The organism is Oxalobacter aliiformigenes, assembly GCF_027116575.1.
Taxonomy (GTDB): domain Bacteria; phylum Pseudomonadota; class Gammaproteobacteria; order Burkholderiales; family Burkholderiaceae_D; genus Oxalobacter; species Oxalobacter aliiformigenes.
Window position 1 is genome coordinate 1 of record NZ_CP098252.1, and the last position, 26,408, is coordinate 26,408.

The 26,408-nt window shown below is 49.1% G+C and carries 19 protein-coding genes, 4 tRNA genes and 1 pseudogene; 4 read left to right on the forward strand and 20 right to left on the reverse strand.

What is annotated here, in order from left to right; all coding sequences use genetic code 11:
- Nucleotides 1-5 precede the first annotated feature (5 nt).
- The 19 genes from tuf (NB647_RS00005) to dacB form a co-directional block, all read right to left on the reverse strand.
- Nucleotides 6-1,196 (reverse strand): elongation factor Tu, encoded by a 1,191-nt coding sequence (gene tuf / locus NB647_RS00005; RefSeq protein WP_269264527.1) that lies wholly within the window; start codon nucleotides 1,194-1,196, stop codon nucleotides 6-8.
- Between the two features lie 61 nt (nucleotides 1,197-1,257).
- A complete protein-coding gene (gene fusA, locus NB647_RS00010; protein WP_269264528.1) occupies nucleotides 1,258-3,363 on the reverse strand; it encodes an elongation factor G in 2,106 nt (701 codons plus the stop codon).
- 132 nt (nucleotides 3,364-3,495) lie between these two features.
- Nucleotides 3,496-3,966 carry a 30S ribosomal protein S7 gene (gene rpsG / locus NB647_RS00015; RefSeq protein ID WP_269278844.1) on the reverse strand — a complete coding sequence of 157 codons (471 nt, stop codon included), beginning with the start codon at nucleotides 3,964-3,966 and terminating at the stop codon, nucleotides 3,496-3,498.
- 89 nt (nucleotides 3,967-4,055) lie between these two features.
- The gene (rpsL, locus tag NB647_RS00020; RefSeq protein WP_269265880.1) at nucleotides 4,056-4,439 is read right to left on the reverse strand and encodes a 30S ribosomal protein S12; all 384 of its coding nucleotides are present in this window, start codon (nucleotides 4,437-4,439) and stop codon (nucleotides 4,056-4,058) included.
- A gap of 290 nt (nucleotides 4,440-4,729) precedes the next feature.
- Nucleotides 4,730-8,953 (reverse strand): DNA-directed RNA polymerase subunit beta', encoded by a 4,224-nt coding sequence (gene rpoC / locus NB647_RS00025; RefSeq protein WP_269283458.1) that lies wholly within the window; start codon nucleotides 8,951-8,953, stop codon nucleotides 4,730-4,732.
- Between the two features lie 88 nt (nucleotides 8,954-9,041).
- Nucleotides 9,042-13,145: a DNA-directed RNA polymerase subunit beta gene (gene rpoB, locus NB647_RS00030; protein WP_269283459.1), complete on the reverse strand. Its 4,104-nt coding sequence runs from the start codon at nucleotides 13,143-13,145 to the stop codon at nucleotides 9,042-9,044.
- 197 nt (nucleotides 13,146-13,342) lie between these two features.
- Nucleotides 13,343-13,723 carry a 50S ribosomal protein L7/L12 gene (rplL, locus tag NB647_RS00035; protein ID WP_269264532.1) on the reverse strand — a complete coding sequence of 127 codons (381 nt, stop codon included), beginning with the start codon at nucleotides 13,721-13,723 and terminating at the stop codon, nucleotides 13,343-13,345.
- 87 nt (nucleotides 13,724-13,810) lie between these two features.
- Nucleotides 13,811-14,317 carry a 50S ribosomal protein L10 gene (gene rplJ, locus NB647_RS00040; RefSeq protein ID WP_269278976.1) on the reverse strand — a complete coding sequence of 169 codons (507 nt, stop codon included), beginning with the start codon at nucleotides 14,315-14,317 and terminating at the stop codon, nucleotides 13,811-13,813.
- 255 nt (nucleotides 14,318-14,572) lie between these two features.
- On the reverse strand, nucleotides 14,573-15,268 hold the full coding sequence (gene rplA, locus NB647_RS00045; protein WP_269283460.1) for a 50S ribosomal protein L1: 696 nt from the start codon (nucleotides 15,266-15,268) through the stop codon (nucleotides 14,573-14,575).
- The gene (gene rplK, locus NB647_RS00050) at nucleotides 15,269-15,700 is read right to left on the reverse strand and encodes a 50S ribosomal protein L11 (protein ID WP_269264534.1); all 432 of its coding nucleotides are present in this window, start codon (nucleotides 15,698-15,700) and stop codon (nucleotides 15,269-15,271) included. It abuts the gene before it with no gap.
- Nucleotides 15,701-15,796: 96 nt separating this feature from the next.
- Entirely contained in the window at nucleotides 15,797-16,384 is a 588-nt protein-coding gene (gene nusG, locus NB647_RS00055) for a transcription termination/antitermination protein NusG (protein ID WP_416143569.1), read from the reverse strand.
- Complete coding sequence (gene secE / locus NB647_RS00060; RefSeq protein WP_269283462.1) at nucleotides 16,384-16,767, reverse strand: preprotein translocase subunit SecE; 384 nt, start codon at nucleotides 16,765-16,767, stop codon at nucleotides 16,384-16,386. Before secE ends, nusG begins: the two co-directional genes overlap by 1 nt.
- Before the next feature lie 30 nt (nucleotides 16,768-16,797).
- A tRNA-Trp gene (locus NB647_RS00065) sits at nucleotides 16,798-16,873 on the reverse strand.
- Nucleotides 16,874-16,927: 54 nt separating this feature from the next.
- Nucleotides 16,928-18,118: an elongation factor Tu gene (gene tuf / locus NB647_RS00070; protein ID WP_269264527.1), complete on the reverse strand. Its 1,191-nt coding sequence runs from the start codon at nucleotides 18,116-18,118 to the stop codon at nucleotides 16,928-16,930.
- Between the two features lie 81 nt (nucleotides 18,119-18,199).
- A tRNA-Thr gene (locus NB647_RS00075) sits at nucleotides 18,200-18,274 on the reverse strand.
- Between the two features lie 24 nt (nucleotides 18,275-18,298).
- Nucleotides 18,299-18,372, reverse strand: a tRNA-Gly gene (locus NB647_RS00080).
- Between the two features lie 31 nt (nucleotides 18,373-18,403).
- Nucleotides 18,404-18,489, reverse strand: a tRNA-Tyr gene (locus NB647_RS00085).
- 180 nt (nucleotides 18,490-18,669) lie between these two features.
- The gene (locus NB647_RS00090) at nucleotides 18,670-18,978 is read right to left on the reverse strand and encodes a hypothetical protein (protein ID WP_269283463.1); all 309 of its coding nucleotides are present in this window, start codon (nucleotides 18,976-18,978) and stop codon (nucleotides 18,670-18,672) included.
- 334 nt (nucleotides 18,979-19,312) lie between these two features.
- Nucleotides 19,313-20,761, reverse strand: coding sequence for a D-alanyl-D-alanine carboxypeptidase/D-alanyl-D-alanine endopeptidase (gene dacB, locus NB647_RS00095; RefSeq protein WP_269283465.1), 1,449 nt, complete (start codon nucleotides 20,759-20,761; stop codon nucleotides 19,313-19,315).
- 220 nt (nucleotides 20,762-20,981) lie between these two features.
- Between dacB and NB647_RS00100 the strand changes: the two genes are divergently transcribed.
- The 4 genes and pseudogenes from NB647_RS00100 to groL all read left to right on the forward strand — a co-directional run bounded on the left by NB647_RS00100 (nucleotide 20,982) and on the right by groL (nucleotide 25,663).
- The gene (locus NB647_RS00100; protein WP_269283466.1) at nucleotides 20,982-21,278 is read left to right on the forward strand and encodes a FeoA family protein; all 297 of its coding nucleotides are present in this window, start codon (nucleotides 20,982-20,984) and stop codon (nucleotides 21,276-21,278) included.
- Nucleotides 21,265-23,156, forward strand: a pseudogene (feoB, locus tag NB647_RS00110) (ferrous iron transport protein B). The gene NB647_RS00100 and the pseudogene feoB overlap by 14 nt, the downstream one beginning before the upstream one ends.
- Nucleotides 23,157-23,668: 512 nt before the next feature.
- The gene (gene groES / locus NB647_RS00115; RefSeq protein WP_269264541.1) at nucleotides 23,669-23,959 is read left to right on the forward strand and encodes a co-chaperone GroES; all 291 of its coding nucleotides are present in this window, start codon (nucleotides 23,669-23,671) and stop codon (nucleotides 23,957-23,959) included.
- Between the two features lie 57 nt (nucleotides 23,960-24,016).
- Entirely contained in the window at nucleotides 24,017-25,663 is a 1,647-nt protein-coding gene (gene groL / locus NB647_RS00120) for a chaperonin GroEL (RefSeq protein WP_269264542.1), read from the forward strand.
- 60 nt (nucleotides 25,664-25,723) lie between these two features.
- On the opposite strand, the gene NB647_RS00125 is transcribed toward groL, so the two are convergent.
- Nucleotides 25,724-26,215, reverse strand: coding sequence for a MarR family winged helix-turn-helix transcriptional regulator (locus NB647_RS00125; RefSeq protein WP_269283470.1), 492 nt, complete (start codon nucleotides 26,213-26,215; stop codon nucleotides 25,724-25,726).
- Nucleotides 26,216-26,408: the final 193 nt, after the last annotated feature.

The window sequence follows — 26,408 nt, forward strand, 5'->3', positions numbered from 1 at the left end:
GAAGATTATTCGATAATTTTGGAGACGACACCAGCGCCGACGGTTCTTCCGCCTTCACGAATGGCGAATCTCAAGCCTTCTTCCATGGCAATCGGGCTGATCAGCTTGACGTTGATGCTGACGTTGTCTCCCGGCATGACCATTTCCTTGTCTTTCGGCAGTTCGATGGCTCCGGTTACGTCCGTTGTCCGGAAGTAGAACTGTGGACGGTAGTTGTTGAAGAACGGGGTGTGGCGTCCACCTTCTTCTTTGGAGAGTACGTAGACTTCTCCAGAGAACTGGGTGTGCGGTTTGATGGTGCCCGGTTTGGCCAGCACTTGTCCGCGTTCGACTTCTTCTCTCTTGGTTCCGCGCAACAGCACGCCGATGTTGTCGCCTGCCTGCCCCTGGTCGAGCAGTTTTCTGAACATTTCAACGCCGGTGCAGGTGGTTTTGGCGGTTTCTCTGATGCCGACGATTTCGATTTCTTCGCCTACCTTGATGATGCCTCTTTCTACACGTCCGGTTACGACGGTTCCGCGTCCGGAGATGGAGAAGACGTCTTCTACCGGCATCAGGAAGGTTCCGTCAATGGCACGTTCCGGTGTCGGAATGTAGCTGTCCAGCGCATCTGCCAATGCCAGGATGGCGACTTCACCCAGTTCTCCCGTGTCTCCCTCCAATGCCATTTTGGCCGATCCCTTGATGATGGGAATGTCGTCTCCCGGGAATTCATACCGGGACAGCAGTTCACGCACTTCCATTTCAACGAGTTCGAGCAGTTCGGCGTCGTCCACCATGTCGCATTTGTTCAGGAAGACGATGATGTAGGGCACGCCAACCTGACGGGCGAGCAGGATGTGTTCGCGGGTCTGCGGCATCGGACCGTCTGCTGCGGATACGACCAGGATGGCTCCGTCCATCTGGGCAGCGCCGGTGATCATGTTTTTGATGTAGTCGGCATGGCCCGGGCAGTCAACGTGGGCGTAGTGCCGGTTGGCGGTTTCGTATTCCACGTGGGCTGTGTTGATGGTGATGCCACGGGCTTTTTCTTCCGGTGCCGCGTCGATCTGGTCGTAGTCTTTGGCTTCTCCCCCAAATTTCTTCGACAACACGGTCGCTATCGCCGCCGTCAGGGTGGTCTTGCCATGGTCCACGTGACCAATTGTTCCTACGTTTACGTGCGGCTTCGTCCGCTCATACTTGCTCTTTGCCATTTTTCAAATTTCCTTCAAAAAGAACGATTTATAAATATTTAGCTCAACAGGTGCAATTAAATCATTTTGCTCGCGAGCTGACAATTGCTTCAATAATATTCTTCGGCGCTTCAGCGTAATGCTTGAATTCCATTGTATAAGTTGCACGACCTTGTGTTGCAGAACGCAACGCTGTCGCATAACCAAACATTTCAGACAACGGTACTTCAGCCTTGATGACCTTGCCGCCACCGCCAGCCATATCTTCCATTCCCTGAACCATACCACGTCTGGAAGAAAGATCGCCCATGACCGTACCGGCATAATCTTCAGGGGTTTCCACTTCAACCGCCATCATCGGTTCCAGAATGACCGGATCAGCTCTGCGGCAACCTTCCTTGAAAGCCATGGAACCCGCCATACGGAATGCATTTTCGTTCGAGTCGACATCGTGATAAGAACCGAAGAACAATGTCACCTTGACGTCCACCACCGGATAACCTGCCATAACCCCCGAATTCAGGGAATCACGGATACCCTTTTCAACGGCAGGAATAAATTCACGGGGAACGACACCGCCCTTGATGGCATCAACGAATTCAAATCCTTTTCCAGGTTCCTGTGGTTCGATTTTCAGAACGACATGACCATATTGACCACGACCACCGGACTGTTTGACGAATTTGCCTTCACTTTCGTCACATGTCTTGCGGACAGTTTCACGATAAGCTACCTGAGGTTTGCCGATTGTTGCTTCGACACCGAATTCACGACGCATACGATCGACAATAATATCCAGATGCAACTCACCCATACCGGCAATAATTGTCTGACCCGATTCTTCATCGGTATAGACGCGGAAAGAAGGATCTTCCTGAGCCAGACGATTCAGCGCCAAAGCCATTTTTTCCTGATCCTGCTTGGTCTTTGGTTCAACAGCTTCAGAAATAACCGGTTCAGGAAACTCCATCTTTTCAAGCGTGATCGGAGCACTTGGATCACACAATGTTTCGCCGGTAGTGGCTTCTTTCAGACCAACAGCCGCCGCAATATCGCCCGCCATGACTTCCTTGATTTCTTCGCGCTGATTGGCATGCATTTGCAGCAGGCGACCGATTCTTTCCTTTTTGTTCTTGATTGGATTCAGAACTGTATCGCCTGACTTGACCACACCCGAATAAACCCGGAAGAAAATCAGCTGCCCGACAAACGGATCGGTCATGATCTTGAAGGCCAGTGCAGCGAATTTTTCATCATCGGATGCCTTACGAGAAACCACATTATCGTTTTCATCCGTACCTTCAACGGCAGGAATATCGACAGGAGAAGGCAAATATTCGATCACCGCATCCAACATGGCCTGGACACCTTTGTTCTTGAAAGCTGATCCGCACATCATGGGAACGATTTCTCCCGCAATCGTTCTCTGGCGAAGCGCCTTTTTAATATCTTCTTCAGGCAAATCGCCATCATTCAGATATTTATCCATCAGTTCTTCACTGGTTTCAGCCGCCACCTCAACCAGTTTTTCGCGCCATTCTTTCGCCTGATCCAACAGATTGGCCGGAACATCCCTGTATTCAAATTTGGTACCCTGGGAAGCTTCATCCCAATAGATACCTTTCATTTTGATCAGATCAACGACACCCTCGAAATTGTCCTCTGCGCCAATCGGAATTTGCAAAGGAACCGGATTGGCCTTGAGACGTGAACGCATCTGATCATAAACTTTAAAAAAGTTCGCGCCAGTACGGTCCATCTTGTTGACAAACGCCAGACGAGGCACCTTATACTTGTTAGCCTGACGCCAAACTGTTTCCGACTGGGGCTGAACACCACCCACAGCACAATAAACCATACAGGCGCCGTCCAGAACGCGCATCGAACGTTCCACCTCAATGGTGAAGTCAACGTGACCCGGAGTATCAATAATATTAATGCGATGATTCTGGAAATTGTTGGCCATTCCATTCCAGAAACAGGTCGTTGCAGCGGAAGTAATCGTAATGCCGCGTTCCTGTTCCTGTTCCATCCAGTCCATGGTAGCTGCGCCGTCATGAACTTCACCCAGCTTGTGATTAACGCCGGTATAAAAAAGAATACGTTCCGTCGTCGTCGTTTTACCTGCATCAATATGAGCAGAAATACCAATGTTACGGTAACGTTCGATTGGTGTCTTGCGAGCCATAATCAATCCTAAAACTTTTTAATAAACAAAACCGAGCAGCATTTCTTTTGCAAATGCGCCCGGCTTGACAGATATTTTCCACGAGCGACCGCCTAAAAAACATCATCTGACCGCCGCCCACTCATTCCTGCACTAGAAACGGAAATGCGAGAAAGCCTTGTTAGCTTCTGCCATCCGATGAACTTCATCACGTTTTCTCATGGCACCACCACGGCCCTCAGCCGCTTCCATCAGCTCACCTGCCAGACGTTGCGGCATGGATTTTTCACTGCGCTTCGTAGCTGCTTCACGCAACCAGCGCATGGACAACGCCATACGACGAACCGGACGAACCTCGACTGGCACCTGATAGTTGGCACCCCCGACACGGCGAGACTTTACTTCCACCAGCGGCTTACAGTTGTTAACCGCCTGCATGAAAATTTCCAGAGGATCTTTTCCGGACTTGCTTTCAATAATTTCGAAAGCGCCGTAGATAATATTTTCAGCCACGGACTTCTTTCCGGAAAGCATCAACACATTGACAAACTTTGCTACATCTACATTACCGAATTTTGGATCCGGCAAAATCTCGCGCTTGGGCACTTCACGACGACGAGGCATTTATTTTCCTTTCTTTCTTCAGTTGAGTGAAAAACACTCACGGCGGCCCTCATGACACGCCACTTACTCGATCATACGACCGACCTAAATTACTTGCTTGCAGCTTTCGCGCGTTTTGCACCGTATTTGGAACGAGCCTGCTTACGATCCTTGACACCCTGCGTATCAAGGGAACCGCGAATCATGTGATAACGAACACCTGGCAAATCCTTCACACGACCACCGCGCAGAAGAACAACGCTATGCTCCTGCAGATTATGGCCTTCACCGCCAATATATGAAATGACTTCAAAACCGTTCGTCAATCTCACTTTGGCCACTTTCCTCAAAGCGGAATTAGGTTTTTTCGGTGTTGTTGTATAAACACGAGTACAAACGCCACGCTTTTGCGGACAATTATCCAACGCAGGTGACTTGCTTTTTGCCTTCACGGTCACACGTGGCTGGCGAATCAATTGATTGATGGTTGGCATCGATTTAATCCAACTAAATAAATTACAGACAATCCCGGCCATCACGAATAACCGGGGACTCTATGGAAAAACTATCACCACAGGACAAGCGCCCAAACGACAATGACTCTGCCATCATTATTCAACGGGCACTAAAGACGGTGGATTCTAAACTGTCTTCTTGGCAAAGTCAATTACTTCAAGGACATACAATTAGTGACCTTATCAAAAACAACAAATTTATTTTCCCTGACGCAATCAGAAAAATGGCATCCCGGATTTTTTCGGGATGCCTTATCACAGCTTGATATTTATTCCTGTTCAGGATTTTCACTGACAACACTGGAAACATCCTGCTGGTGCTGCATTTGTTCTGCGCGTTGCAAAGCTGCACGCTCTTCCTGTTCCCAGACTGCCTTCTGTTTGCGTGCACGATGCATTGCCAGTCCGGTACCCGCAGGTATCAAACGACCGACAATTACATTCTCCTTCAAACCTCTGAGGCTGTCTTTTTTGCCCATAATGGCTGCCTCGGTCAGAACACGCGTCGTTTCCTGGAAGGAAGCGGCAGAAATGAACGAATCTGTTGACAACGATGCCTTGGTGATACCCAACAACACATTTTCGTATGTTGCCGGTTTCTTGCCTTCTGCAATGACACGGTCATTTTCATCCAGCAATTCAGAACGTTCCACCTGTTCACCTGGAATATAACAGGTGTCACCGGCATCAACGACATTGACACGGCGCAGCATCTGACGAACGATAACTTCAATATGTTTGTCATTGATCTTCACACCCTGCAGACGATAAACGTCCTGCACTTCGTCAACAATGTAACGAGCCAAAGCCTCGATTCCCAGCAATCGCAGAATATCTTGCGGATCAGCCGGTCCGTCAACAATCATTTCGCCTTTGTTGACAACCTGGCCGTCATGAACCAGAACCTGTTTGTCCTTGCCGATCAAGAATTCGTGCCGATTACCGTCCATATCGGTAATTTCAAGACGCTGTTTGCCCTTGGTTTCCTTGCCGAAAGCCACCGTACCGGTCACTTCCGCCAGCATACCCGCATCTTTCGGCGAACGTGCTTCAAACAATTCGGCGACCCGCGGAAGCCCCCCTGTAATATCACGTGTCTTCTGCGATTCCGTCGGGATACGGGCAAGCACCTCACCAACCGATACTTTCTGACCGTCCTGGACCATCAGAAGAGCACCGACCTGGAAGCTGATCGTCACAGCGTGTTCCGTGCCCGCGATCTTGACCTCTTCCCCATTGTCATTCAACAGTTTGACCTGCGGACGAGCCGATTTTGTGGAAGTTCCCCGACGTTTCGGATCAATCACCACAAGAGTCGACAAACCGGTCACTTCATCAACCTGTCTTGCGACGGTTACTCCTTCTTCAACATTTTCAAAACGGATCGTACCGGCATATTCCGTAATGATCGGACGGGTCATCGGATCCCATGTTGCCAATACCTTGCCTGCCTTGACGGGCAGCCCGTCATTAACCAGCAACGTTGCACCATAAGGCACTTTATGACGTTCACGTTCACGACCGACATCATCTGCAATCGTAATTTCGCCTGAGCGTGAAATGACAATTTGGTCACCTTTGTCATTAGTGACATACCGCATGGCCGAAGTAAAGTGAATGGTACCGTTAGACCGTGCCTCGACACTTGATGCGACAGCGGAACGGGATGCCGCACCACCAATATGGAAAGTACGCATGGTCAACTGGGTTCCAGGCTCACCAATGGACTGGGCAGCGATAACGCCAACAGCTTCACCGGCATTAACCAGAGAACCACGGCCCAAATCGCGGCCATAGCACTTTGCACACATGCCATAACGTGTTTCGCATGTCAGCGGTGTGCGAACCTTGACTTCATCAATACCAAGCCGTTCGATTTCCTCGATTTTGTCTTCGTCCAGCAGCGTTCCTGCCTCGTACAATACTTCACGCGATTCAGGATTGATAATGTCATTGGCACAAACACGGCCCAGAATACGATCGCCCAATGCTTCAACGACTTCACCGCCCTCTATCAGGGCTTTCATGACAACGCCTTCATGCGTACCGCAATCGTCTTCAATAACGACCAGATCCTGTGTCACATCAACCAGACGACGGGTCAGGTAACCGGAATTCGCCGTTTTCAGCGCTGTATCAGCCAATCCCTTACGGGCACCATGCGTGGAAATAAAGTATTGGAGAACATTCAGCCCTTCCCGGAAGTTGGCTGTAATCGGTGTTTCAATGATCGAGCCGTCCGGTTTTGCCATCAGTCCACGCATGCCTGCCAACTGGCGGATCTGCGCAGCCGAACCACGAGCCCCTGAATCTGCCATCATATAAATGGAATTGAACGATTCCTGCGTTCCGGCCGATCCATCGCGCTTGATGACTTCTTCCACCTTCAACTGGTCCATCATGGCCTTGCCGACACTGTCGCCGGTCTTGCCCCAGATATCGACCACCTTGTTATAGCGCTCACCAGAAGTCACCAGACCGGATGCGTATTGCTGTTCGATCTGCTTGACTTCCTGTTCCGCAGCAGAAATCAGTTCCACTTTCTGTTTCGGTACCAACATGTCGTTGATACAGATGGAAATACCCGCCTTGGTCGCCAGACGGAAACCCGCCTGCATCAGGTGATCAGCAAATACAACCGTCGCGCGCAATCCGCACTTTCTGAACGACGTATTGATCAGACGGGAAATTTCCTTTTTCTTCAAAGGGGTATTCAATACCGAGAAAGGCAGGCCTTCCGGAAGAATTTCCGACAACAAGGCACGTCCGACCGTTGTTTCATAACGTACGGTTTTCTTGACCGTTTCGCCACTGATCGGATCCTTGACGTAATCCGGCAAACGAACCGTAATACGGGTAGCCAGTTCGACTTCCTTGTTGTCATAGGCGCGTTGCACTTCCGAAATATCGGCAAACAGCATGCCTTCGCCCTTGCCATTGATCTTCTCGCGTGTCGCATAATAAAGGCCAAGCACCATATCCTGCGAAGGAACGATCGATGGTTCACCATTGGATGGGAAAAGAATATTGTTGGATGCCAGCATCAAAGTACGTGCTTCCAGCTGTGCCTCAACCGACAGCGGAACATGAACCGCCATCTGGTCACCGTCAAAGTCGGCATTGAAAGCGGCACAGACAAGCGGATGCAGCTGAATGGCCTTGCCTTCAATCAATACTGGCTCAAAAGCCTGGATACCCAGTCTGTGCAACGTAGGCGCCCGATTCAGCATAACAGGGTGTTCACGGATAACCTCTTCCAGAATATCCCACACGACCGGTTCCTGCAATTCAACCAGGCGTTTGGCCGCCTTGATCGTTGTAGCCAACCCCATCAGTTCCAGCTTGTTGAAAATGAAAGGTTTAAACAGCTCCAATGCCATCAGCTTCGGCAAACCGCACTGGTGCAATTTCAACTGCGGACCAACCGTAATAACCGACCGACCGGAATAATCGACACGTTTGCCCAGCAGATTCTGGCGGAAACGACCGCCTTTGCCCTTGATCATTTCGGCCAGCGACTTCAAAGGACGCTTGTTGGCCCCCGTCATCGCCTTGCCGCGACGGCCGTTATCCAGCAAGGAATCCACGGCTTCCTGAAGCATACGTTTTTCATTACGGGTAATGATTTCAGGAGCACGCAATTCCAGCAACCGTTTGAGACGGTTGTTTCTGTTGATAACACGGCGATACAGATCATTCAGATCAGAAGTCGCAAACCGGCCTCCATCCAGTGGAACAAGAGGACGCAATTCAGGCGGCAATACAGGAAGGACTTCCATGATCATCCATTCCGGCTTGATACCGGAACGCTGGAAAGCTTCCAGAACTTTCAGTCTCTTGGCATATTTCTTGATTTTTGCTTCAGACTTGGAATCCTTCAGTTCATTACGCAGCATTTCGGCTTCGCGATCGATATCAATCGAACGCAACAACTCGCGGATACCTTCGGCCCCCATCGATGCAGAAAACTCGTCGCCGTATTCTTCATATTTCGCGGCATAATCATCCTCTGACATGATCTGGCATTTCTTCAACGGCGTCATACCAGGATCGGTAACGACATAGGCCTCAAAATAGAGTACCCGCTCAATATCGCGCAACGTCATATCCAGCACCATACCCAAACGGGATGGCAAGGATTTCAGGAACCAGATGTGTGCTGCGGGCGAGGCGAGCTCAATATGCCCCATCCGTTCACGACGGACCTTGGCGAGAGTCACTTCCACACCGCATTTTTCGCAAATTACGCCACGATGTTTCAGTCTTTTGTACTTGCCGCACAAGCATTCATAATCCTTGATCGGCCCGAAAATTTTGGCACAGAACAGGCCGTCGCGTTCCGGCTTGAAGGTACGATAGTTGATCGTTTCCGGTTTTTTGACTTCACCGTAAGACCATGATCTGATTTTTTCAGGAGATGCCAGACCAATCTTGATGGCATCGAATTGTTCATCTTGCTGAACTTGCTTGAATAGATCGAGCAGTGCTTTCATATTTCACTCCAATTGGGTGAGAACTACGGCCAAAAATTCTGTACCGGACAAGGTGGCCACGCGCCTCGTCCGGATTTCACGCCTTTGTCTAGTTACGTTCGAGATCGATATCGATACCCAAAGAACGGATTTCCTTCACGAGCACATTGAAGGATTCAGGCATACCGGCATCAATGACATGATCCCCTTTGACCAGATTTTCATATACTTTCGTCCGGCCAGCGACATCGTCAGATTTTACCGTCAGCATTTCCTGCAATACATAAGAGGCGCCATAAGCTTCCAGCGCCCAGACTTCCATTTCCCCAAACCGTTGGCCACCGAATTGAGCCTTGCCACCAAGCGGCTGCTGGGTTACCAGAGAATACGGGCCAGTCGAACGGGCATGCATCTTGTCATCTACCAGATGATGCAATTTCAGCATGTGCTTGTATCCGACTGTCACCGGACGCTCGAACGGTTCGCCCGTACGACCATCATAGAGAGTTACCTGGTTCTTCATTTCAGTCATCCCCAGCTTCTTGGCAATTTCATCCGGATAGGCCAGATCAAGCATACGACGGATTTCATCTTCTTCTGCGCCATCGAAAACCGGAGTCGCAAACGGCACACCATCTTTCAGGTTTTCTGCCAACGTGAGCACTTCCGCTTCCGTCAGGCTGTCCAGATCTTCCGGTTTTCCGCTATTCAGATAAATCTGTTTGAGGAAAGCCCGGATGTCTTCCACCTTCTGTTTGGCCTGCAACATTTCACCGATGCGCAGCCCCAATCCTTTCGACGCCCAACCCAAATGGGTTTCAAGAATCTGTCCGATATTCATACGGGACGGAACGCCCAGTGGATTCAAAACGATATCGGCTGGCGTACCATCTGCCATGTATGGCATATCTTCAATCGGGACAATCTTCGAAACGACCCCTTTATTGCCATGACGTCCTGCCATCTTGTCACCCGGCTGCAAACGACGCTTGACCGCCAGATAGACTTTCACCATCTTCTGGACACCGGGCTGCAATTCATCTCCCTGTGTCAGTTTCTTGCGTTTTTCCTCAAACGCCAAATCAAACTGATGCCGCTTTTCCTCAATTGAATCCTTGATCGCCTCAAGAGCCATCGCGGTATCCTCGTCTGCCGGACGAATATCAAACCAGTGATATCTTTCCAGATCGGACAGGTATTCCTGAGTGATTTCCGCACCGCGAACCAGCTTCTTCGGACCGCCATTGACTTTCTTGCCAATCAGCAATTTGCTCAGACGCTGGAAAGCGTCGCCTTCCACAATACGCATCTGATCATTCAGATCAATACGATAACGTTTCAGCTCATCATCAATGATCTGCTGTGCCCGTTTGTCACGAACAAGGCCCTCACGTGTAAACACCTGGACATCGATGACTGTACCAACCATACCGGAAGGAACACGCAATGATGTATCTTTCACATCGGAAGCTTTCTCACCGAAAATCGCGCGCAACAGTTTTTCTTCCGGGGTAAGCTGTGTTTCGCCACGCGGTGTGACCTTGCCGACCAGAACATCTCCAGCCTCGACTTCGGCGCCGATATAAACGATGCCGGATTCATCCAGACGCGCCAACTGGTTTTCAGCCAGATTGGAAATATCGCGGGTAATTTCCTCCGGTCCCAGTTTGGTATCCCGCGCAACGACAGACAACTCCTCGATATGAATCGAAGTATAGCGATCATCCTCGACAACCTTTTCGGATATCAGGATGGAATCCTCATAGTTAAGACCATTCCACGGTGTAAACGCGACAAGAAGATTTTGTCCCAGAGCCAGCTCTCCAAGATCGGTCGATGCGCCATCGGCAATCACATCGCCTTTCGCAATCCGGTCCCCGACCTTGACAATCGGTCTCTGGTTGATGTTCGTATTCTGATTCGAACGTGTATATTTGATCAGATTGTAAATATCGACACCGACTTCGCCAGCTTTTGCCTCGTCGTCATTGACACGGACCACGACACGACCGGCATCAATGTAATCGACGACACCTCCTCTTAATGCCTGAACTGTCGTACCGGAGTCAACAGCGACAGTCCGTTCAATACCTGTTCCGACCAGTGCTTTTTGCGGTCTCAGACAGGGAACTGCCTGACGCTGCATGTTGGCGCCCATCAGTGCGCGGTTGGCGTCATCATGTTCAAGGAAAGGAATCAGCGAGGCAGCGACAGAAACGATCTGCCCCGGTGCAACGTCCATGTACTGGACGCGTTCCGGCGACACCAGAATGGTTTCACCGGCTTCACGAGCGGAAACCAGCTCATCCACGAGCATGCCGTTTTCGATCTTGCTGTTGGCCTGTGCGATGATATAGCGTCCTTCCTCAATGGCGGACAAATACTCGATCTGATCAGTCACATGGCTGTCCACCACTTTTCGGTATGGCGTTTCCAGAAAACCGTATTCGTTCAAACGTGCATACAATGCCAGCGAGTTGATCAGACCGATATTCGGACCTTCCGGCGTTTCGATCGGACACACACGCCCATAATGCGTCGGATGCACGTCACGCACCTCAAAACCGGCGCGTTCACGGGTCAGACCACCCGGCCCCAGAGCCGATACACGACGCTTGTGCGTGATTTCCGACAACGGATTCGTCTGATCCATAAACTGTGAAAGCTGCGACGATCCGAAAAATTCACGGATAGCCGCCGAAATAGGTTTGGAATTGATCAGATCATGTGGCATCAGATTATCCGCTTCAGCCTGACCAAGGCGTTCCTTGACAGCACGTTCAACCCGGACCAGCCCGGCACGAAACTGATTTTCAGCCAATTCACCGACACACCGTACACGACGGTTGCCCAGATGGTCGATATCGTCGATCTCGCCGCGTCCATTGCGCAATTCGACCAGAATCTTGATGACCGAAAGAATATCGTCATTGGACAAAGTCATCGGTCCAGTCAATTCGTCACGACCGACCCTGCTATTGAATTTCATCCGGCCGACAGCAGACAAATCGTACCGCTCTTCATTGTAGAAAAGACCATTGAACAAAGCTTCAACCGATTCTTCAGTCGGCGGTTCACCTGGGCGCATCATACGATAGATGGCAATTCTTGCCGCCATCTGATCAACTGTTTCATCAATACGAAGCGTCTGTGAAATATAAGCGCCCTGATCCAGATCGTTTGTATAAAGTGTCTGGATTTCTTCAATGCCCGCATCGCGCAAGCGTGTCATGACTTCTTCCGTAATTTCGTCATTGGCGCGTGCAATAACTTCTCCTGTATCCTGATCAATAACATTCTTGGCCAATGCCCTGCCATACAGGAAATCTTCCGGAACTGATATACGTTTGATACCGGCAGCTTCAATATCCCGGATATTTCTGGCATTAATCCGCTTATCTTTTTCAACCAGTACCTTTCCGTCCCCGTCAAGAATATCGAAACGTGCAATCTCGCCACGCATACGCGATGAAACGAATTCCATTTCCGCACCTTGCGGACGGAGCAGAAAATCATCGAAGACAAAGAAATTTTCCAGAATGTCTTCCGAAGACATCCCGATCGCCTTCAACAGTATCGTAACCGGCATTTTGCGGCGACGATCAATACGGAAGAACAGGATGTCCTTCGGATCAAATTCGAAATCAAGCCATGAGCCACGATAAGGGATGATACGCGCCGAAAACAGCAATTTTCCGGACGAATGCGTCTTGCCCTTGTCATGTTCGAAAAATACGCCCGGAGAACGGTGCAATTGCGACACAATTACACGTTCCGTTCCGTTGATTATAAAGGAACCTGTAGTCGTCATCAGCGGCAGTTCGCCCATATAGACTTCCTGTTCCTTCATTTCCTTGACCACAGGTTTCGTTGGAGATTCCTTGTCAAGAATAACCAGACGAACCTTGGCGCGCAAAGGCGACGCCAGCGTCAATCCGCGCTGCTGACATTCCTTGACATCAAATGGAGGATCACCCAGGGTATAGGAAATAAACTCTAGTCTTGCGAAGCCATTATGCGACACAATCGGAAATATCGATGTAAATGCGGACTGCAAGCCTTCATTTTTACGTTTCAAAGGCGGTACATCAGCTTGCAAAAATTTCTCGTATGATTCAAGCTGTGTAGCCAGCAAAAAAGGAACTTGGTGAACATTATCGCGTTTTGCAAAAGATTTGCGAATACGCTTCTTCTCAGTAAATGAGTAGTGCATGGACACTCCATGAGTGGCTGAAGGATGGAAAATTCAGTTTTACGCTCTAATCAAAAAACATAAAACTCAAGTCTCGACTTCAATATGTTAAGCAAAAAGATACTTCAGGAAACGCAATTGAGTCAAAGCCGAATCGCTCTTTCGGGAACGATTCAGCAATGACTCCAATACAATTACAACACTTAACAAAACCGAAATTATTTGATTTCGACTTTTGCGCCAGCGTCTTCCAGTTTTTTCTTGGCTTCTTCAGCATCAGCCTTGCTGACGCCTTCCTTGACAGGCTTCGGAGCAGAATCAACCATATCCTTGGCTTCCTTCAGACCCAAGCCTGTAATTTCACGAACGGCCTTGATAACAGCAACCTTGTTAGAACCAAATTCGGACAGAACAACAGTGAATTCAGTCTGTTCTTCTGCAGCAGCACCACCTGCAGCAGCGCCACCTGCAGGACCTGCGACAGCCATAGCTGCAGCAGAAACACCAAATTTTTCTTCAAACGCCTTAACCAGGTCATTCAATTCCATCACAGACATCGCGCCAACGGCTTCCAGGATGTCTTCTTTACTCATTGCCATGTAAAACTCCTAATTCTTTTGTTAAATACGATAATTGGTACCAGCAACTGCAAATAAACCACAAAAAGAACAGCAGATCCGCCTCTATCAGGCGGCAGCTTCGGCTTCTTTCTTGGTTGCCAGCGCAGCCAGCCCACGGGCAAAACCCGAGACTGGAGCCAACATAACGCCCATAAGTTGAGAAAGCAAAACTTCACGGCTCGGAATGCTTGCCAATGCAGCGACACCAGCTTTATCGAGCATTTTGCCCGCATAACTTCCGCCCCTGATAACCAGCGAATCGTTACGTTTTGCGAAGTCCTGTACAACCTTCGCAGCAGCAACGGCATCCTTTGAAATGGAATAAACCAAAGGACCGGTCATTTCAGAAGCAAGATCAGCAAACGCAGTTCCCTCAACGGCACGGCGTGCAAGCGTATTTTTCAATACGCGCATATATACGCCGTTTTCACGCGCAGCAGCACGCAGTTGCGTCATGTCACCAACCTGGATACCACGATATTCGGCCAGAACAATTGTCTGTGCTTCAGCGATCTGAGCACTGACTTCTGCCACAACAGCCTTTTTGTCATTCAGATTGAGACCCACGGTCAACCTCCAAAAATGATACCCGCACATCAAACAGACGTTCGGATATCGGTTCGAACACGGTGTCCAAAGTTAGGAGTCCACTATCGGCAATCAGCCGAGAAACTACAAAACTAGTTGGGTTCACCATCTACGCTGGGTAACTGTTTTAACAATTGACAAACGACATCAACTGCCCAGCGGTCTTTGATTGTCCATACCGGCCAACGCCGATATGGCCCAAAGTCGTTACCCCGAAATTCGGGGCCTATAATTATACTCTCAAGCGGCAATCGATGCCTGATCGACACGAACACCCGCTCCCATAGTGGAGGAAATAGAAACCTTGCGGATATAAGTGCCCTTGCTGCTGACAGGCTTGGCCTTGTTCAGTGCATCAATCAATGCGGCCAGATTCGATTTCAGATCTTCGTCCGAAAAGGATTTGCGTCCGATTGTAGCATGAATGATACCAGCGCGATCCGTCCTGTACTGGACCTGACCGGCTTTGGCATTTTTGACAGCCGTCGCGACATCAGGAGTTACAGTGCCAACCTTTGGATTTGGCATCAAACCGCGTGGCCCCAGAATCTGGCCAAGCGTCCCGACAATACGCATGGTATCCGGAGAAGCAATAACCACATCAAAAGGAATATCCCCCCCTTTGATCTGAGCTGCCAAATCTTCCATACCGACAATATCAGCACCAGCAGCCTTGGCCTGCTCAGCCTTTTCACCAGACGCGAACACAGCAACACGAACCGTCTTCCCTGTACCGGCAGGCAGTACTACGGAACCACGAACAACCTGATCGGATTTTTTGGGATCAACGCCTAACTGGACAGCGACATCAATCGATTCATTGAATTTTGCTGTCGCATATTCCTTCAGCAACGCCAATGCGGCATCAATAGGATAAACCTTGCTGCGATCCACTTTTTCCTGAAAAGCACGAACTCTCTTAGAAGCTTTAGCCATTTACATGCCCTCCACAGTAATACCCATCGACTTGGCGGAACCCGCAATTGTCTTGACAGCGGCTTCCATATCAGCAGCGGTCAGATCAGGTTTTTTCATGGTGGCGATTTCTTCGGCCTGCGCTCTTGTAATCGAGCCGACTTTTTCCGTATTTGGTCTCTGCGATCCTTTTTCAATACCTGCAGCTTTCTTGATCAGGAAAGTGGCAGGAGGCGTTTTCATTGCAAATGTAAACGACTTGTCCGCATAGGCAGTGATAACAACAGGAATCGGCATACCCGGCTCAAAACCCTGAGTCTGCGCATTGAATGCCTTACAGAATTCCATAATATTCAGCCCACGCTGACCAAGGGCGGGACCGATCGGAGGGGACGGATTGGCTTTACCAGCAGGAACCTGCAGCTTGATAAAACCGGCGATTTTCTTTGCCATTTCTAATTTTCCAAGTTAGTGAGTCATAACGCCTGCACAAAAACAACACACAGGCTCCTCTGCCGGACTGTCAACTGCGCTCCGACACACGCAAAATCAAACTTTTTCGACCTGACCGAATTCAAGCTCCACAGGAGTTGAACGCCCGAAAATGGTAACCGAAACCCTCAAACGGGATTTTTCGTAATTAACCTCTTCAACATTTCCGTTGAAATCAGCGAAAGGCCCTTCCTTGATACGAACCAATTCACCCACTTCATAAGATATTTTCGGACGAGGCTTATCGATTCCGTCCTGCATCTGCTGCAGAAGTTTATCCATTTCACGAGCGGGAATAGGCGTCGGCTTGTTGGATTTTCCACCGACAAACCCCGTTACCTTACCTGTATCTTTAACCAGATGCCATGTATCATCCGTCATTTCCATTTCAATCAGGACATATCCCGGAAAAAAACGGCGTTCCGTTACAGATTTCTGACCGCTTTTGACCTCAACAACTTCTTCCGTTGGAACGAGTATCTGACCAAACTTTTCGCTCATGCCCATCCGTTCGATTCTCTCAAACAAAGATCGACGTACGCTTTTTTCCATTCCCGAATAGACATGAACAACGTACCAGCGCATCTTTTCAGACGAACCGGTATTTTTTTCTTTTCTAGCCTGATCTTGGCTATTTTCACCCATTATCTTTTCCAGCCAAGTATGATGTTATAAAGAACAAATTCCAAGACCCTGTCCGCACCCCAAAGGAACACTGCCATCAAAAGAACAAAGCCAAAAACTATGCCCGTAATCCGGATTGCATCGTTACGCGCAGGCCAAACGACTTTTTTGGCCTCCCGAACAGATTCCCTGGCAAATACAATAAAATTACGCCCCGAAGAGGAAAACCAGGCAAAACAGGCAGCCACAACAAGCCCCACGACCAACACCCCAATCCGGGTCAATGAAGACTGGCCTGCAAGGAAATAAAAACCAAAAATACCTGCCAAAATAGAGGCAACAGCACAGGCAATTTTCACCTTATCGCCCAAGCCACCCTCGGCTTGCACAGGTTGGTTAGACATAAAACTCTGCTTTCAGTAATAAACATTATGTGGCAGGGGAAGAGGGCCTCGAACCCCCGACCTTCGGTTTTGGAGACCGACGCTCTGCCAATTGAGCTATTCCCCTACATCTACAGCCTGACATCAATCAGGTTGGCCCCAAGAAGGGCCAACCTGAAGATTATTCGATAATTTTGGAGACGACACCAGCGCCGACGGTTCTTCCGCCTTCACGAATGGCGAATCTCAAGCCTTCTTCCATGGCAATCGGGCTGATCAGCTTGACGTTGATGCTGACGTTGTCTCCCGGCATGACCATTTCCTTGTCTTTCGGCAGTTCGATGGCTCCGGTTACGTCCGTTGTCCGGAAGTAGAACTGTGGACGGTAGTTGTTGAAGAACGGGGTGTGGCGTCCACCTTCTTCTTTGGAGAGTACGTAGACTTCTCCAGAGAACTGGGTGTGCGGTTTGATGGTGCCCGGTTTGGCCAGCACTTGTCCGCGTTCGACTTCTTCTCTCTTGGTTCCGCGCAACAGCACGCCGATGTTGTCGCCTGCCTGCCCCTGGTCGAGCAGTTTTCTGAACATTTCAACGCCGGTGCAGGTGGTTTTGGCGGTTTCTCTGATGCCGACGATTTCGATTTCTTCGCCTACCTTGATGATGCCTCTTTCTACACGTCCGGTTACGACGGTTCCGCGTCCGGAGATGGAGAAGACGTCTTCTACCGGCATCAGGAAGGTTCCGTCAATGGCACGTTCCGGTGTCGGAATGTAGCTGTCCAGCGCATCTGCCAATGCCAGGATGGCGACTTCACCCAGTTCTCCCGTGTCTCCCTCCAATGCCATTTTGGCCGATCCCTTGATGATGGGAATGTCGTCTCCCGGGAATTCATACCGGGACAGCAGTTCACGCACTTCCATTTCAACGAGTTCGAGCAGTTCGGCGTCGTCCACCATGTCGCATTTGTTCAGGAAGACGATGATGTAGGGCACGCCAACCTGACGGGCGAGCAGGATGTGTTCGCGGGTCTGCGGCATCGGACCGTCTGCTGCGGATACGACCAGGATGGCTCCGTCCATCTGGGCAGCGCCGGTGATCATGTTTTTGATGTAGTCGGCATGGCCCGGGCAGTCAACGTGGGCGTAGTGCCGGTTGGCGGTTTCGTATTCCACGTGGGCTGTGTTGATGGTGATGCCACGGGCTTTTTCTTCCGGTGCCGCGTCGATCTGGTCGTAGTCTTTGGCTTCTCCCCCAAATTTCTTCGACAACACGGTCGCTATCGCCGCCGTCAGGGTGGTCTTGCCATGGTCCACGTGACCAATTGTTCCTACGTTTACGTGCGGCTTCGTCCGCTCATACTTGCTCTTTGCCATTTTCAACTCCTAACCAATGAAGAGAATACCAAGACCACGCCTATATGCGCCAAAACACCCACTTCTTGAAAACACAACCCGTGGTGCCCTTGACGTGGATTGAACACGTGGCCTCTCCCTTACCAAGGGAGTGCTCTACCACTGAGCTACAAGGGCAACATTCCATAAGCAAACAAAAGATGGAGCGGGCGAAGGGAATCGAACCCTCGTCTTAAGCTTGGAAGGCTTCGGCTCTACCATTGAGCTACACCCGCACTCGCTTGACCTTCATTTGCATCAAACTTTTGGTGGAGAGGGCTGGATTCGAACCAGCGTACTCGTTAGAGGGCAGATTTACAGTCTGCTGCCATTAACCACTCGGCCACCTCTCCGCAGAAACCCCGAATTATGCCGGAAGCTTCCAGACAAGTCAACGGGAAAATTTCAGATGAATAAAAAACAATCTGAATCAGCGCGACATTATACGCCAGAAATTAACCAAAAGGTAACCTGTAACTGCCGAAACAGGTTCATGTCTTCATCATCCGACAAAAATACGACAATTCATTGATTCACCGATGGCCGCGGTGACGATAACGGTTTCCGTGATAGCGCGGACCTTTCCAGTGAGGAACCGGATGATGGACGGCAACAGGCCGTGGAACAACATGCGGATGTATCATAACGGGTGCAGGAGACACAACAGTCGCAACAGGAACAACCGGATTGGAATAAACAGCCACTGGCGGAGGTGCGGCAATAACAGGCACTCCTATATTGATTGACCAGTGTGTTCCTCCTGCCTCGGCCGGTACTGAAAAAAACACACCACCAACCGCACAGAACGCGCAAATCAATTTCATGAATTTTACGCTTTTCATTTTCGCCCTCTCTTTACAGCAATCAACATTTCCTGAAGTCATTTAACCCCAAGAAACAAATATATCCAAGATCACAACTGTAAGAGTTGTAACATTATATTTCATGAAACCCTGCAAACCGGAAGATTGCCTGGTTTTAAAAGCCGTGAAAAGCGATAATAATGATTCGATTATTCAACAAATGACAAAGAAAGATATGACCCAAGAGCAAAAAACCAGAAAACACGGTTTCGTGGCGCTCTTTTTAAGAGCGCTGGCGATTTTCTTTTTCATCATGGGTATTTACTATTTCGGAAAAGCCTGGTTTTTTTGAAGGGTGAGGGAATTTCCACGACTAGCCCTTTTCATAAGTCCAGTTCAGCAAGCTATCCAACAACGGGCGTGCATACCCGGCATCCGGATGATTGACCATACATACGACAAGATATCGTCGACCACTTTTTGCAAGAACATAACCGGCAATCGCCCTGACATCGTTTATAGCGCCTGTTTTAACATGGGCCTTCCCGGCAATTTCACTATTCACAAGCCGTTTCGACATCGTCCCGTCCCGCCCGACAATAGGTAATGACGAAACCAGCTCGGGCATTACCGGCGACTCGTAAGCCGCCCTGAGTATCCACGCCATTGTCGAGGGAGTTATCTTTTCATCACGAGAAAGTCCGGAACCATTTTCAATCACCATTTTATCCGTCCCGATGCCTTTTTCTGCCAGCCATTTCATGACAACGTCCACTCCTTCTTCAGTTGTCACTCCTTCCCCACGAAATTCAACACCCAACGCCAGCAATAACTGACGTGCCCTGACGTTATTGCTGATCTTGTTCACGGCATTCACGATCATACCCAATGCTGGGGAATTCCATCGTGCAACGATTTGAGCTTCAGGCGGAACCGTTCCCTCAATAACATGACCGTTGAAACCTCCCCCGGATTCACGCCACAGTTTTTCGAAGATACTTCCGAAATATCGGATATCGCTCATCTGATAGGGATGAACCGACAGTATTTTTTCACCGCACGCCAAAGGATACTGGCCCTCAAAATAGGCAATCCTGTCATCAAAATGAATGTCCATACCATTTTGCCAATTCACACAGGCAGAACTGGCCGCAACCGGAGGAATAATGGCAATACCATTCATACGCGGTTCCATCGCGACGTTCACCTTATCCCTGACAATATCGGGAATGAACCGAATCTCGACTTTCCTATCATTCAAAAGCAGCCCATCAGGACCGGCATTGTAAGGTTTCAACGGCGCATCATCAAAAGCGGCAGGATCATATCCCGTCTTTCCAAAAACACTTCTGTCAAGAACAATATTTCCACGAATTTCGTGAATGCCGGAATCCTGGATTTCACGCACAAAGAGCCAAAGATCTTTCTGGGAAAAAGACGGATCACCGCTTCCCTTGATAATCAAATCGCCATGCAATACACCTTCCTCGAGTTTTCCGGTTACATATGCGTTTGTTTTCCACCGGTAATGAGGACCAAGCAACTCCAGCGCCGCGTATGTTGTCACCACTTTCATCGTTGACGCCGGATGAAAAGCCATATCCGCATTCAAAGCAAGTATCGGTTTTTGCCCGTCAACAGGTTGAACCACAATACCAACAGATTCTTCTGCAACACCCGCCCGCCGAAGCTCGTTTTCAATCTCATCCGGAAGAATTCGGGCACAAGCAATGGTACTTGAGCCTAAAAAATATAAAAAAAACGCGAACAGTATTTTATATTGCCGGACTTTCCATCCGATCGACTTAACCGTATCAAGCATGATTCCTGTCTATTTTCATTTATCTTTGAAAAAGCCACCGGTTTCAACATTCCGGTATCTTCCGACATACCATTTCCCCCGAAAAAACGAACCGGCTTCCCCCATATTACTAAAAATCCGAAAATAATCAGTTGTCTTTTTGTGAAGAAACGTTTATATTGAGAATCGTTATCATTCTTGTGATGCGATTCAGAATTTGTTTCCGGTGAGTCTTCTTTAAATGTCACAACAACCTTCAACATTCCAGAAATCCGCTACAATAGGCAATCTGGCACAACTGAAAAAGGGCGAATCAGCAACGGTCATTGGCCTCGCTGATGACGATGAAACAGGTGTTGTTCTCATGAAAACCCGTCTGCAGGAACTTGGTTTTTTGCCGGGCGAGCGTATTCATGTACACGCGGAAGCATTTCCTGGAAAAGATCCGATGGCAATCAGAATAGGAAATTCCATATTTGCCCTTCGTCGTCTTGAGGCAGCAAAAGTTTATGTTGTTCAAAACGATGAATCACTCTGATTGTAAATCCACACCATCCAAGAAAAACGTTCCACTCCACTCAATTGCTCTTGTTGGCAATCCCAACAGCGGCAAAACGGCTCTTTTCAACCGTTTGACGGGTTCCCACCAAAAAGTCGCGAACTATGCCGGCGTTACTGTCGAGAGAAAAGAAGGAAAAATGACGACAGACACCGGTCAGCAACTCCATGTTATCGATTTACCCGGCATATACAGCCTGACCCCTTTGACCAAGGATGAAGAAGTCACCCAAACGGCACTGCTGGATAAAACGGCAGATATACCTGTTGACCTCATCGTTTATGTAGCAGATGCCACCAATCTCAAAAGAAACCTAAAACTGATACTGGACGTCATTGCGCTGGGCCATCCAACCATTCTGGCACTGAATATGACTGATCTGGCCAGAAAAAGAGGCCAGATTATCGATCTGGAACTCCTGCAACAGGAATTGGGAATACCTGTTGTCGAAACCATAGCCATCGAATCAAACGGTATCGGGAAATTGCTCGAAATACTGAATCTGTATGCCTGCAACGGTTTCCCCGCGAACGCCGGATCAAACAGATACGGAAGCGAAAAAAATCGTCCACTCTGGAATCCAGAAGGATTCTGGACAATGTCATAAAGAAGCATGCGGATACTTATACACTTAACCAGAAAATTGATGCTCTTGTATTGCACCCGGTTTTCGGTTTCCCTATTCTGGTTATCATACTGTTTTTCATGTTCCAGGCTGTTTTCAGCTGGGCGGAAGTTCCCATGGAGTGGATCGAAAACGGTATCGGAGCAACCGGAGAATTCCTTGCAACAATGCTGCCTGACGGCATCCTTCGCAGTCTTGTCGTTGATGGAATCATTGCCGGCATCGGCAGTATCATTGTATTTCTGCCGCAAATTCTCATTCTTTTTTTCTTCATACTGATTCTTGAAGAATCGGGTTACCTGCCCCGTGCGGCTTTCATGATGGATAAAATGATGAGCAGCATCGGGCTTTCCGGACATGCATTTATCCCCCTGCTTTCCAGTTTTGCCTGCGCCGTCCCGGGAATCATGGCAACCCGGACGATCAAAAATCCCAAAGACAGAATCATCACGATCCTGATCGCGCCGCTTATGACATGTTCTGCGCGTCTGCCCGTCTATTCGCTCATCATCGGCGCTTTCATCCCCAACCGGACTTTCGGTCTTTTCAATCTTCAGGGACTTGTATTATTCGGGTTGTACATAAGCGGTATTTTTGCAGCTGTCATGGTCGCCTGGGTTCTGAACCGTTTGCTCGGCAAAAATGATTATCAGCCACTGCTCATGGAATTGCCATCCTACCATTTGCCACGAATGCGCAATATCGCTATCGGATTATGGGAACGGGCCCGTATTTTTCTCATACGGGTAAGCACGATCATATTTGCCACGTCGGTACTGTTATGGGTACTTTCGTCCTATCCGGTCCCGCCGGAAGGAACTACCGGTACAGCCATTCAATACAGTTTTGCGGGACGACTGGGCCACCTGATCGAATATATCGTCCAGCCGATCGGTTTCAACTGGCAAATCGCCGTAGCCTTGATTCCGGGTATGGCGGCCAGAGAAATCGCTGTCAGTGCCTTGGGCACCGTATATGCTCTTTCCGCAAGCGGCGACGATCTTTCCATCACCCTTGCCCCACTTATTTCATCCAACTGGAGCCTGCCTACCGCCCTGTCTCTGCTTGCATGGTTTGTTTTTGCTCCCCAATGCTTCGCCACACTGGGAGTCATCCGACGTGAAACCAATTCATGGAAAATGATGTTCTTTGCGATAATCTACCTTTTCGGTCTTGCCTATCTTGCTTCCCTGGCAACCTATCACATCAGCTGTTTTCTTTTGGATCAATGATATGCAAGAACTCGTCGTCATCTTTCTTGTCGTGATGTCCTGTTACATTCTGTATAAATACAGCCTTCCCGATTTCTGCAAATACCATCTGCATCTTTCCCTGACCAGGCTGCTTTTTTTCATACACGCCGACAAACTCGCCAGACATATCGATCCATTCCGAAAACCCAGGTTACCCGAAAGAAACTGTACCGGCAGTTGTCATTCATGCCGGAACGGACAAGATCAAACCGCTCATATCATCCCTTTCTCAAAAAAGAACCCGATCATTCGGTGACAGAAAACCGGTAAATCACTGCCAATTGCGGACTTTTGTGTTTTCGGACAAAGAAAAAAAATTTTTTTCTTTTATCTTGAAATCTTTCATAGGCACCCATATACTTAGCACTCGTTAGGGAAGAGTGCTAACAACTCTTTCGTACTCCACGAGGAGATGAATAAACAAGGTGGCCTGGAATCTTTCGGGCTTTTGTCTTTCGAATACAACAGATTGATTTTGATAGGGAATTGTTATGAAACTTCGTCCTTTGCAAGACCGCATTATCGTCAAACGCGTCGATCAGGAAAAAACCACTGCATCCGGCATTGTCATCCCAGATGCTGCTGCAGAAAAACCGGATCAAGGCGAAGTCATTGCTGTAGGCAATGGCAAGGTTCTTGAAGACGGCAAAGTTCTGCCACTGGATGTGAAAGTCGGAGACATGGTTCTTTTCGGGAAATATTCCGGACAGACGGTCAAGGTTGACGGTGAAGAATTGCTTGTCATGCATGAATCCGACGTCATGGCAATCGTCCAGCAATGATCACATGCCAAAGTCCGAGACTTTGTACGCATACACCAATTAAATTAGGAGAATTTCATGTCAGCAAAAGAAGTTGTTTTCGGCGATAGTGGCCGCAATAAAATGGTTGAAGGCGTCAACATTCTGGCCGACGCCGTTAAAGTCACCCTTGGACCGAAAGGCAGAAATGTCGTTCTGGAACGTACCTGGGGCGCACCGACAATCACCAAGGATGGCGTTTCCGTCGCCAAGGAAGTCGAGCTGAAAGACAAGCTCATGAACATGGGTGCACAGATGGTCAAAGAAGTCGCATCCAAAACCAGCGACAATGCCGGTGACGGCACGACGACGGCAACTGTTCTGGCACAAGCCATTGTCCGGGAAGGGATGAAATACGTTGCAGCCGGCATGAACCCGATGGATCTGAAGCGCGGGATCGACAAGGCTGTTGAGGCAACGATTGCCGAACTGAAAAAAATCGCCAAACCCTGCACGACCAGCAAGGAAATTGCCCAGGTCGGTTCCATTTCCGCCAACAGCGATCATTCCATCGGAGAACGTATCGCGGAAGCCATGGAAAAAGTCGGCAAGGAAGGCGTCATCACCATCGAAGACGGCAAGTCGTTAAACGATGAACTGGACATCGTGGAAGGTATGCAGTTTGACCGCGGTTACCTGTCCCCTTACTTCATCAACAATGCCGACAAACAGGTTGTTGCTCTTGACAATCCATACATTCTGTTGTGCGAAAAGAAAATTTCCAACATCCGTGACCTGCTGCCTGTACTGGAACAGGTTGCCAAGGCAAGCCGCCCGCTTTTGATCATTGCCGAAGATGTTGAAGGTGAAGCATTGGCGACACTGGTTGTCAACAACATCCGCGGTATCCTGAAAACCTGTGCTGTCAAGGCTCCGGGCTTCGGTGACCGTCGTAAAGCCATGCTGGAAGATATCGCCATCCTGACAGGTGGTCAGGTCATTGCAGAAGAAGTCGGCCTGACGCTGGAAAACGCCACACTGGAACAACTCGGCCAGGCAAAACGCATCGAAGTCAACAAGGAAAACACCACGATCATTGACGGTGCCGGCAAAGCCGACGCGATCGAAGCCCGTGTAAAACAGGTCCGTGTCCAGATGGAAGAAGCCACATCCGATTATGACAAGGAAAAACTGCAGGAACGTATTGCAAAACTGGCTGGCGGTGTTGCTGTCATCAAGGTTGGCGCAGCAACCGAAGTCGAAATGAAAGAAAAGAAAGCACGTGTTGAAGACGCACTGCATGCAACCCGTGCCGCTGTTGAAGAAGGTATCGTTCCTGGAGGTGGCGTTGCCTTGTTGCGCGCTCGTGCCAATGTCAACGTCAAAGGCGACAATTCCGATCAGGAAGCAGGCATCAACATCGTGATGCGCGCTCTGGAAGAACCCCTGCGCATGATCGTTCACAATGCCGGGGAAGAAGCTTCCGTTGTTGTCAACAAAGTCATCGAAGGTTCCGGCAACTTCGGTTATAACGCAGCAAACGGCACTTATGGTGACATGGTCGAAATGGGTGTCGTTGATCCGGCGAAGGTAACCCGTTCCGCATTGCAGAATGCCGCTTCGATTTCAGCCCTGATGCTCACGACAGACTGCATGATCTATGACATTCCGGAAGAAAAACCGGCTCCAGACATGAGCGGTATGGGAGGTATGGGTGGAATGGGAGGCATGGGCGGAATGATGTAATTCCCCTCTTCTCACCAGACATTGCTCTCAAAACCTGCAAGCATTCAGCTTGCAGGTTTTTTACATGGTGAAAGGCAAAGGCTGCAACGCGGATTCCTCATCCACTTGCGAAATGGTATGCAACAAAATATCAAGACTTTTGCCCAACTGATCCAGGTCATCCGACTTCATTTGGGACAATGCCTCCGGCAACAATCCCCGGGATAATTCGGGAGCCTTTCGTAACAATGAACGTCCGTCTTCCGTCAGGGACAGATTCACGATCCGTTGGTCTGTCGGCAAACGAGTTTTGCAAACCATTCCCTTTTTCTCAAGCACATCCAGAAGATTGCTTGTCGTTGTCTGGTGAATGGCCAGTCTTTTGGCGATTTCGCCCACACGAAGTCCCGGGTCCATATCGATCTCCTTTAAAATCCACAACTGGGCTCCCGAAACGCCCAGCAGCTTTTCAACTCTCTGGGAATATTTCTGTGCGGCACGAACAATGATCCTGAACTTCTGAAGAATTCTCAGGTACTGGACACCATCTTTACTGTCAACTGACTGCATCATATCGTCTCTTGAAAAAGCGATCAGAATTTATCTCACGCTTGAAATATATTTGTACAAATATAATAATAAGCGCATTATATGTCAGTTTGAAATCTCCTTACCGAACAAGTCATGCCACTTTTCCATTTTGAACCGCCGCACTTGACCAAGCGGATTCTTGTACACAGAACATTTCGATACTGGAAAAAAACAT

Bases quoted from the DNA above. Each gene is read 5' to 3' on its own strand.
- tuf (WP_269264527.1), bottom strand. From the start codon at position 1,196: ATGGCAAAGAGCAAGTATGAGCGGACGAAGCCGCACGTAAACGTAGGA.
- fusA (WP_269264528.1), bottom strand. From the start codon at position 3,363: ATGGCTCGCAAGACACCAATCGAACGTTACCGTAACATTGGTATTTCT.
- rpsG (WP_269278844.1), bottom strand. From the start codon at position 3,966: ATGCCTCGTCGTCGTGAAGTGCCCAAGCGCGAGATTTTGCCGGATCCA.
- rpsL (WP_269265880.1), bottom strand. From the start codon at position 4,439: ATGCCAACCATCAATCAATTGATTCGCCAGCCACGTGTGACCGTGAAG.
- rpoC (WP_269283458.1), bottom strand. From the start codon at position 8,953: ATGAAAGCACTGCTCGATCTATTCAAGCAAGTTCAGCAAGATGAACAA.
- rpoB (WP_269283459.1), bottom strand. From the start codon at position 13,145: ATGCACTACTCATTTACTGAGAAGAAGCGTATTCGCAAATCTTTTGCA.
- rplL (WP_269264532.1), bottom strand. From the start codon at position 13,723: ATGGCAATGAGTAAAGAAGACATCCTGGAAGCCGTTGGCGCGATGTCT.
- rplA (WP_269283460.1), bottom strand. From the start codon at position 15,268: ATGGCTAAAGCTTCTAAGAGAGTTCGTGCTTTTCAGGAAAAAGTGGAT.
- rplK (WP_269264534.1), bottom strand. From the start codon at position 15,700: ATGGCAAAGAAAATCGCCGGTTTTATCAAGCTGCAGGTTCCTGCTGGT.
- nusG (WP_416143569.1), bottom strand. From the start codon at position 16,384: ATGGGTGAAAATAGCCAAGATCAGGCTAGAAAAGAAAAAAATACCGGT.
- secE (WP_269283462.1), bottom strand. From the start codon at position 16,767: ATGTCTAACCAACCTGTGCAAGCCGAGGGTGGCTTGGGCGATAAGGTG.
- tuf (WP_269264527.1), bottom strand. From the start codon at position 18,118: ATGGCAAAGAGCAAGTATGAGCGGACGAAGCCGCACGTAAACGTAGGA.
- NB647_RS00090 (WP_269283463.1), bottom strand. From the start codon at position 18,978: ATGAAAAGCGTAAAATTCATGAAATTGATTTGCGCGTTCTGTGCGGTT.
- dacB (WP_269283465.1), bottom strand. From the start codon at position 20,761: ATGCTTGATACGGTTAAGTCGATCGGATGGAAAGTCCGGCAATATAAA.
- NB647_RS00100 (WP_269283466.1), top strand. From the start codon at position 20,982: ATGTCACAACAACCTTCAACATTCCAGAAATCCGCTACAATAGGCAAT.
- groES (WP_269264541.1), top strand. From the start codon at position 23,669: ATGAAACTTCGTCCTTTGCAAGACCGCATTATCGTCAAACGCGTCGAT.
- groL (WP_269264542.1), top strand. From the start codon at position 24,017: ATGTCAGCAAAAGAAGTTGTTTTCGGCGATAGTGGCCGCAATAAAATG.
- NB647_RS00125 (WP_269283470.1), bottom strand. From the start codon at position 26,215: ATGATGCAGTCAGTTGACAGTAAAGATGGTGTCCAGTACCTGAGAATT.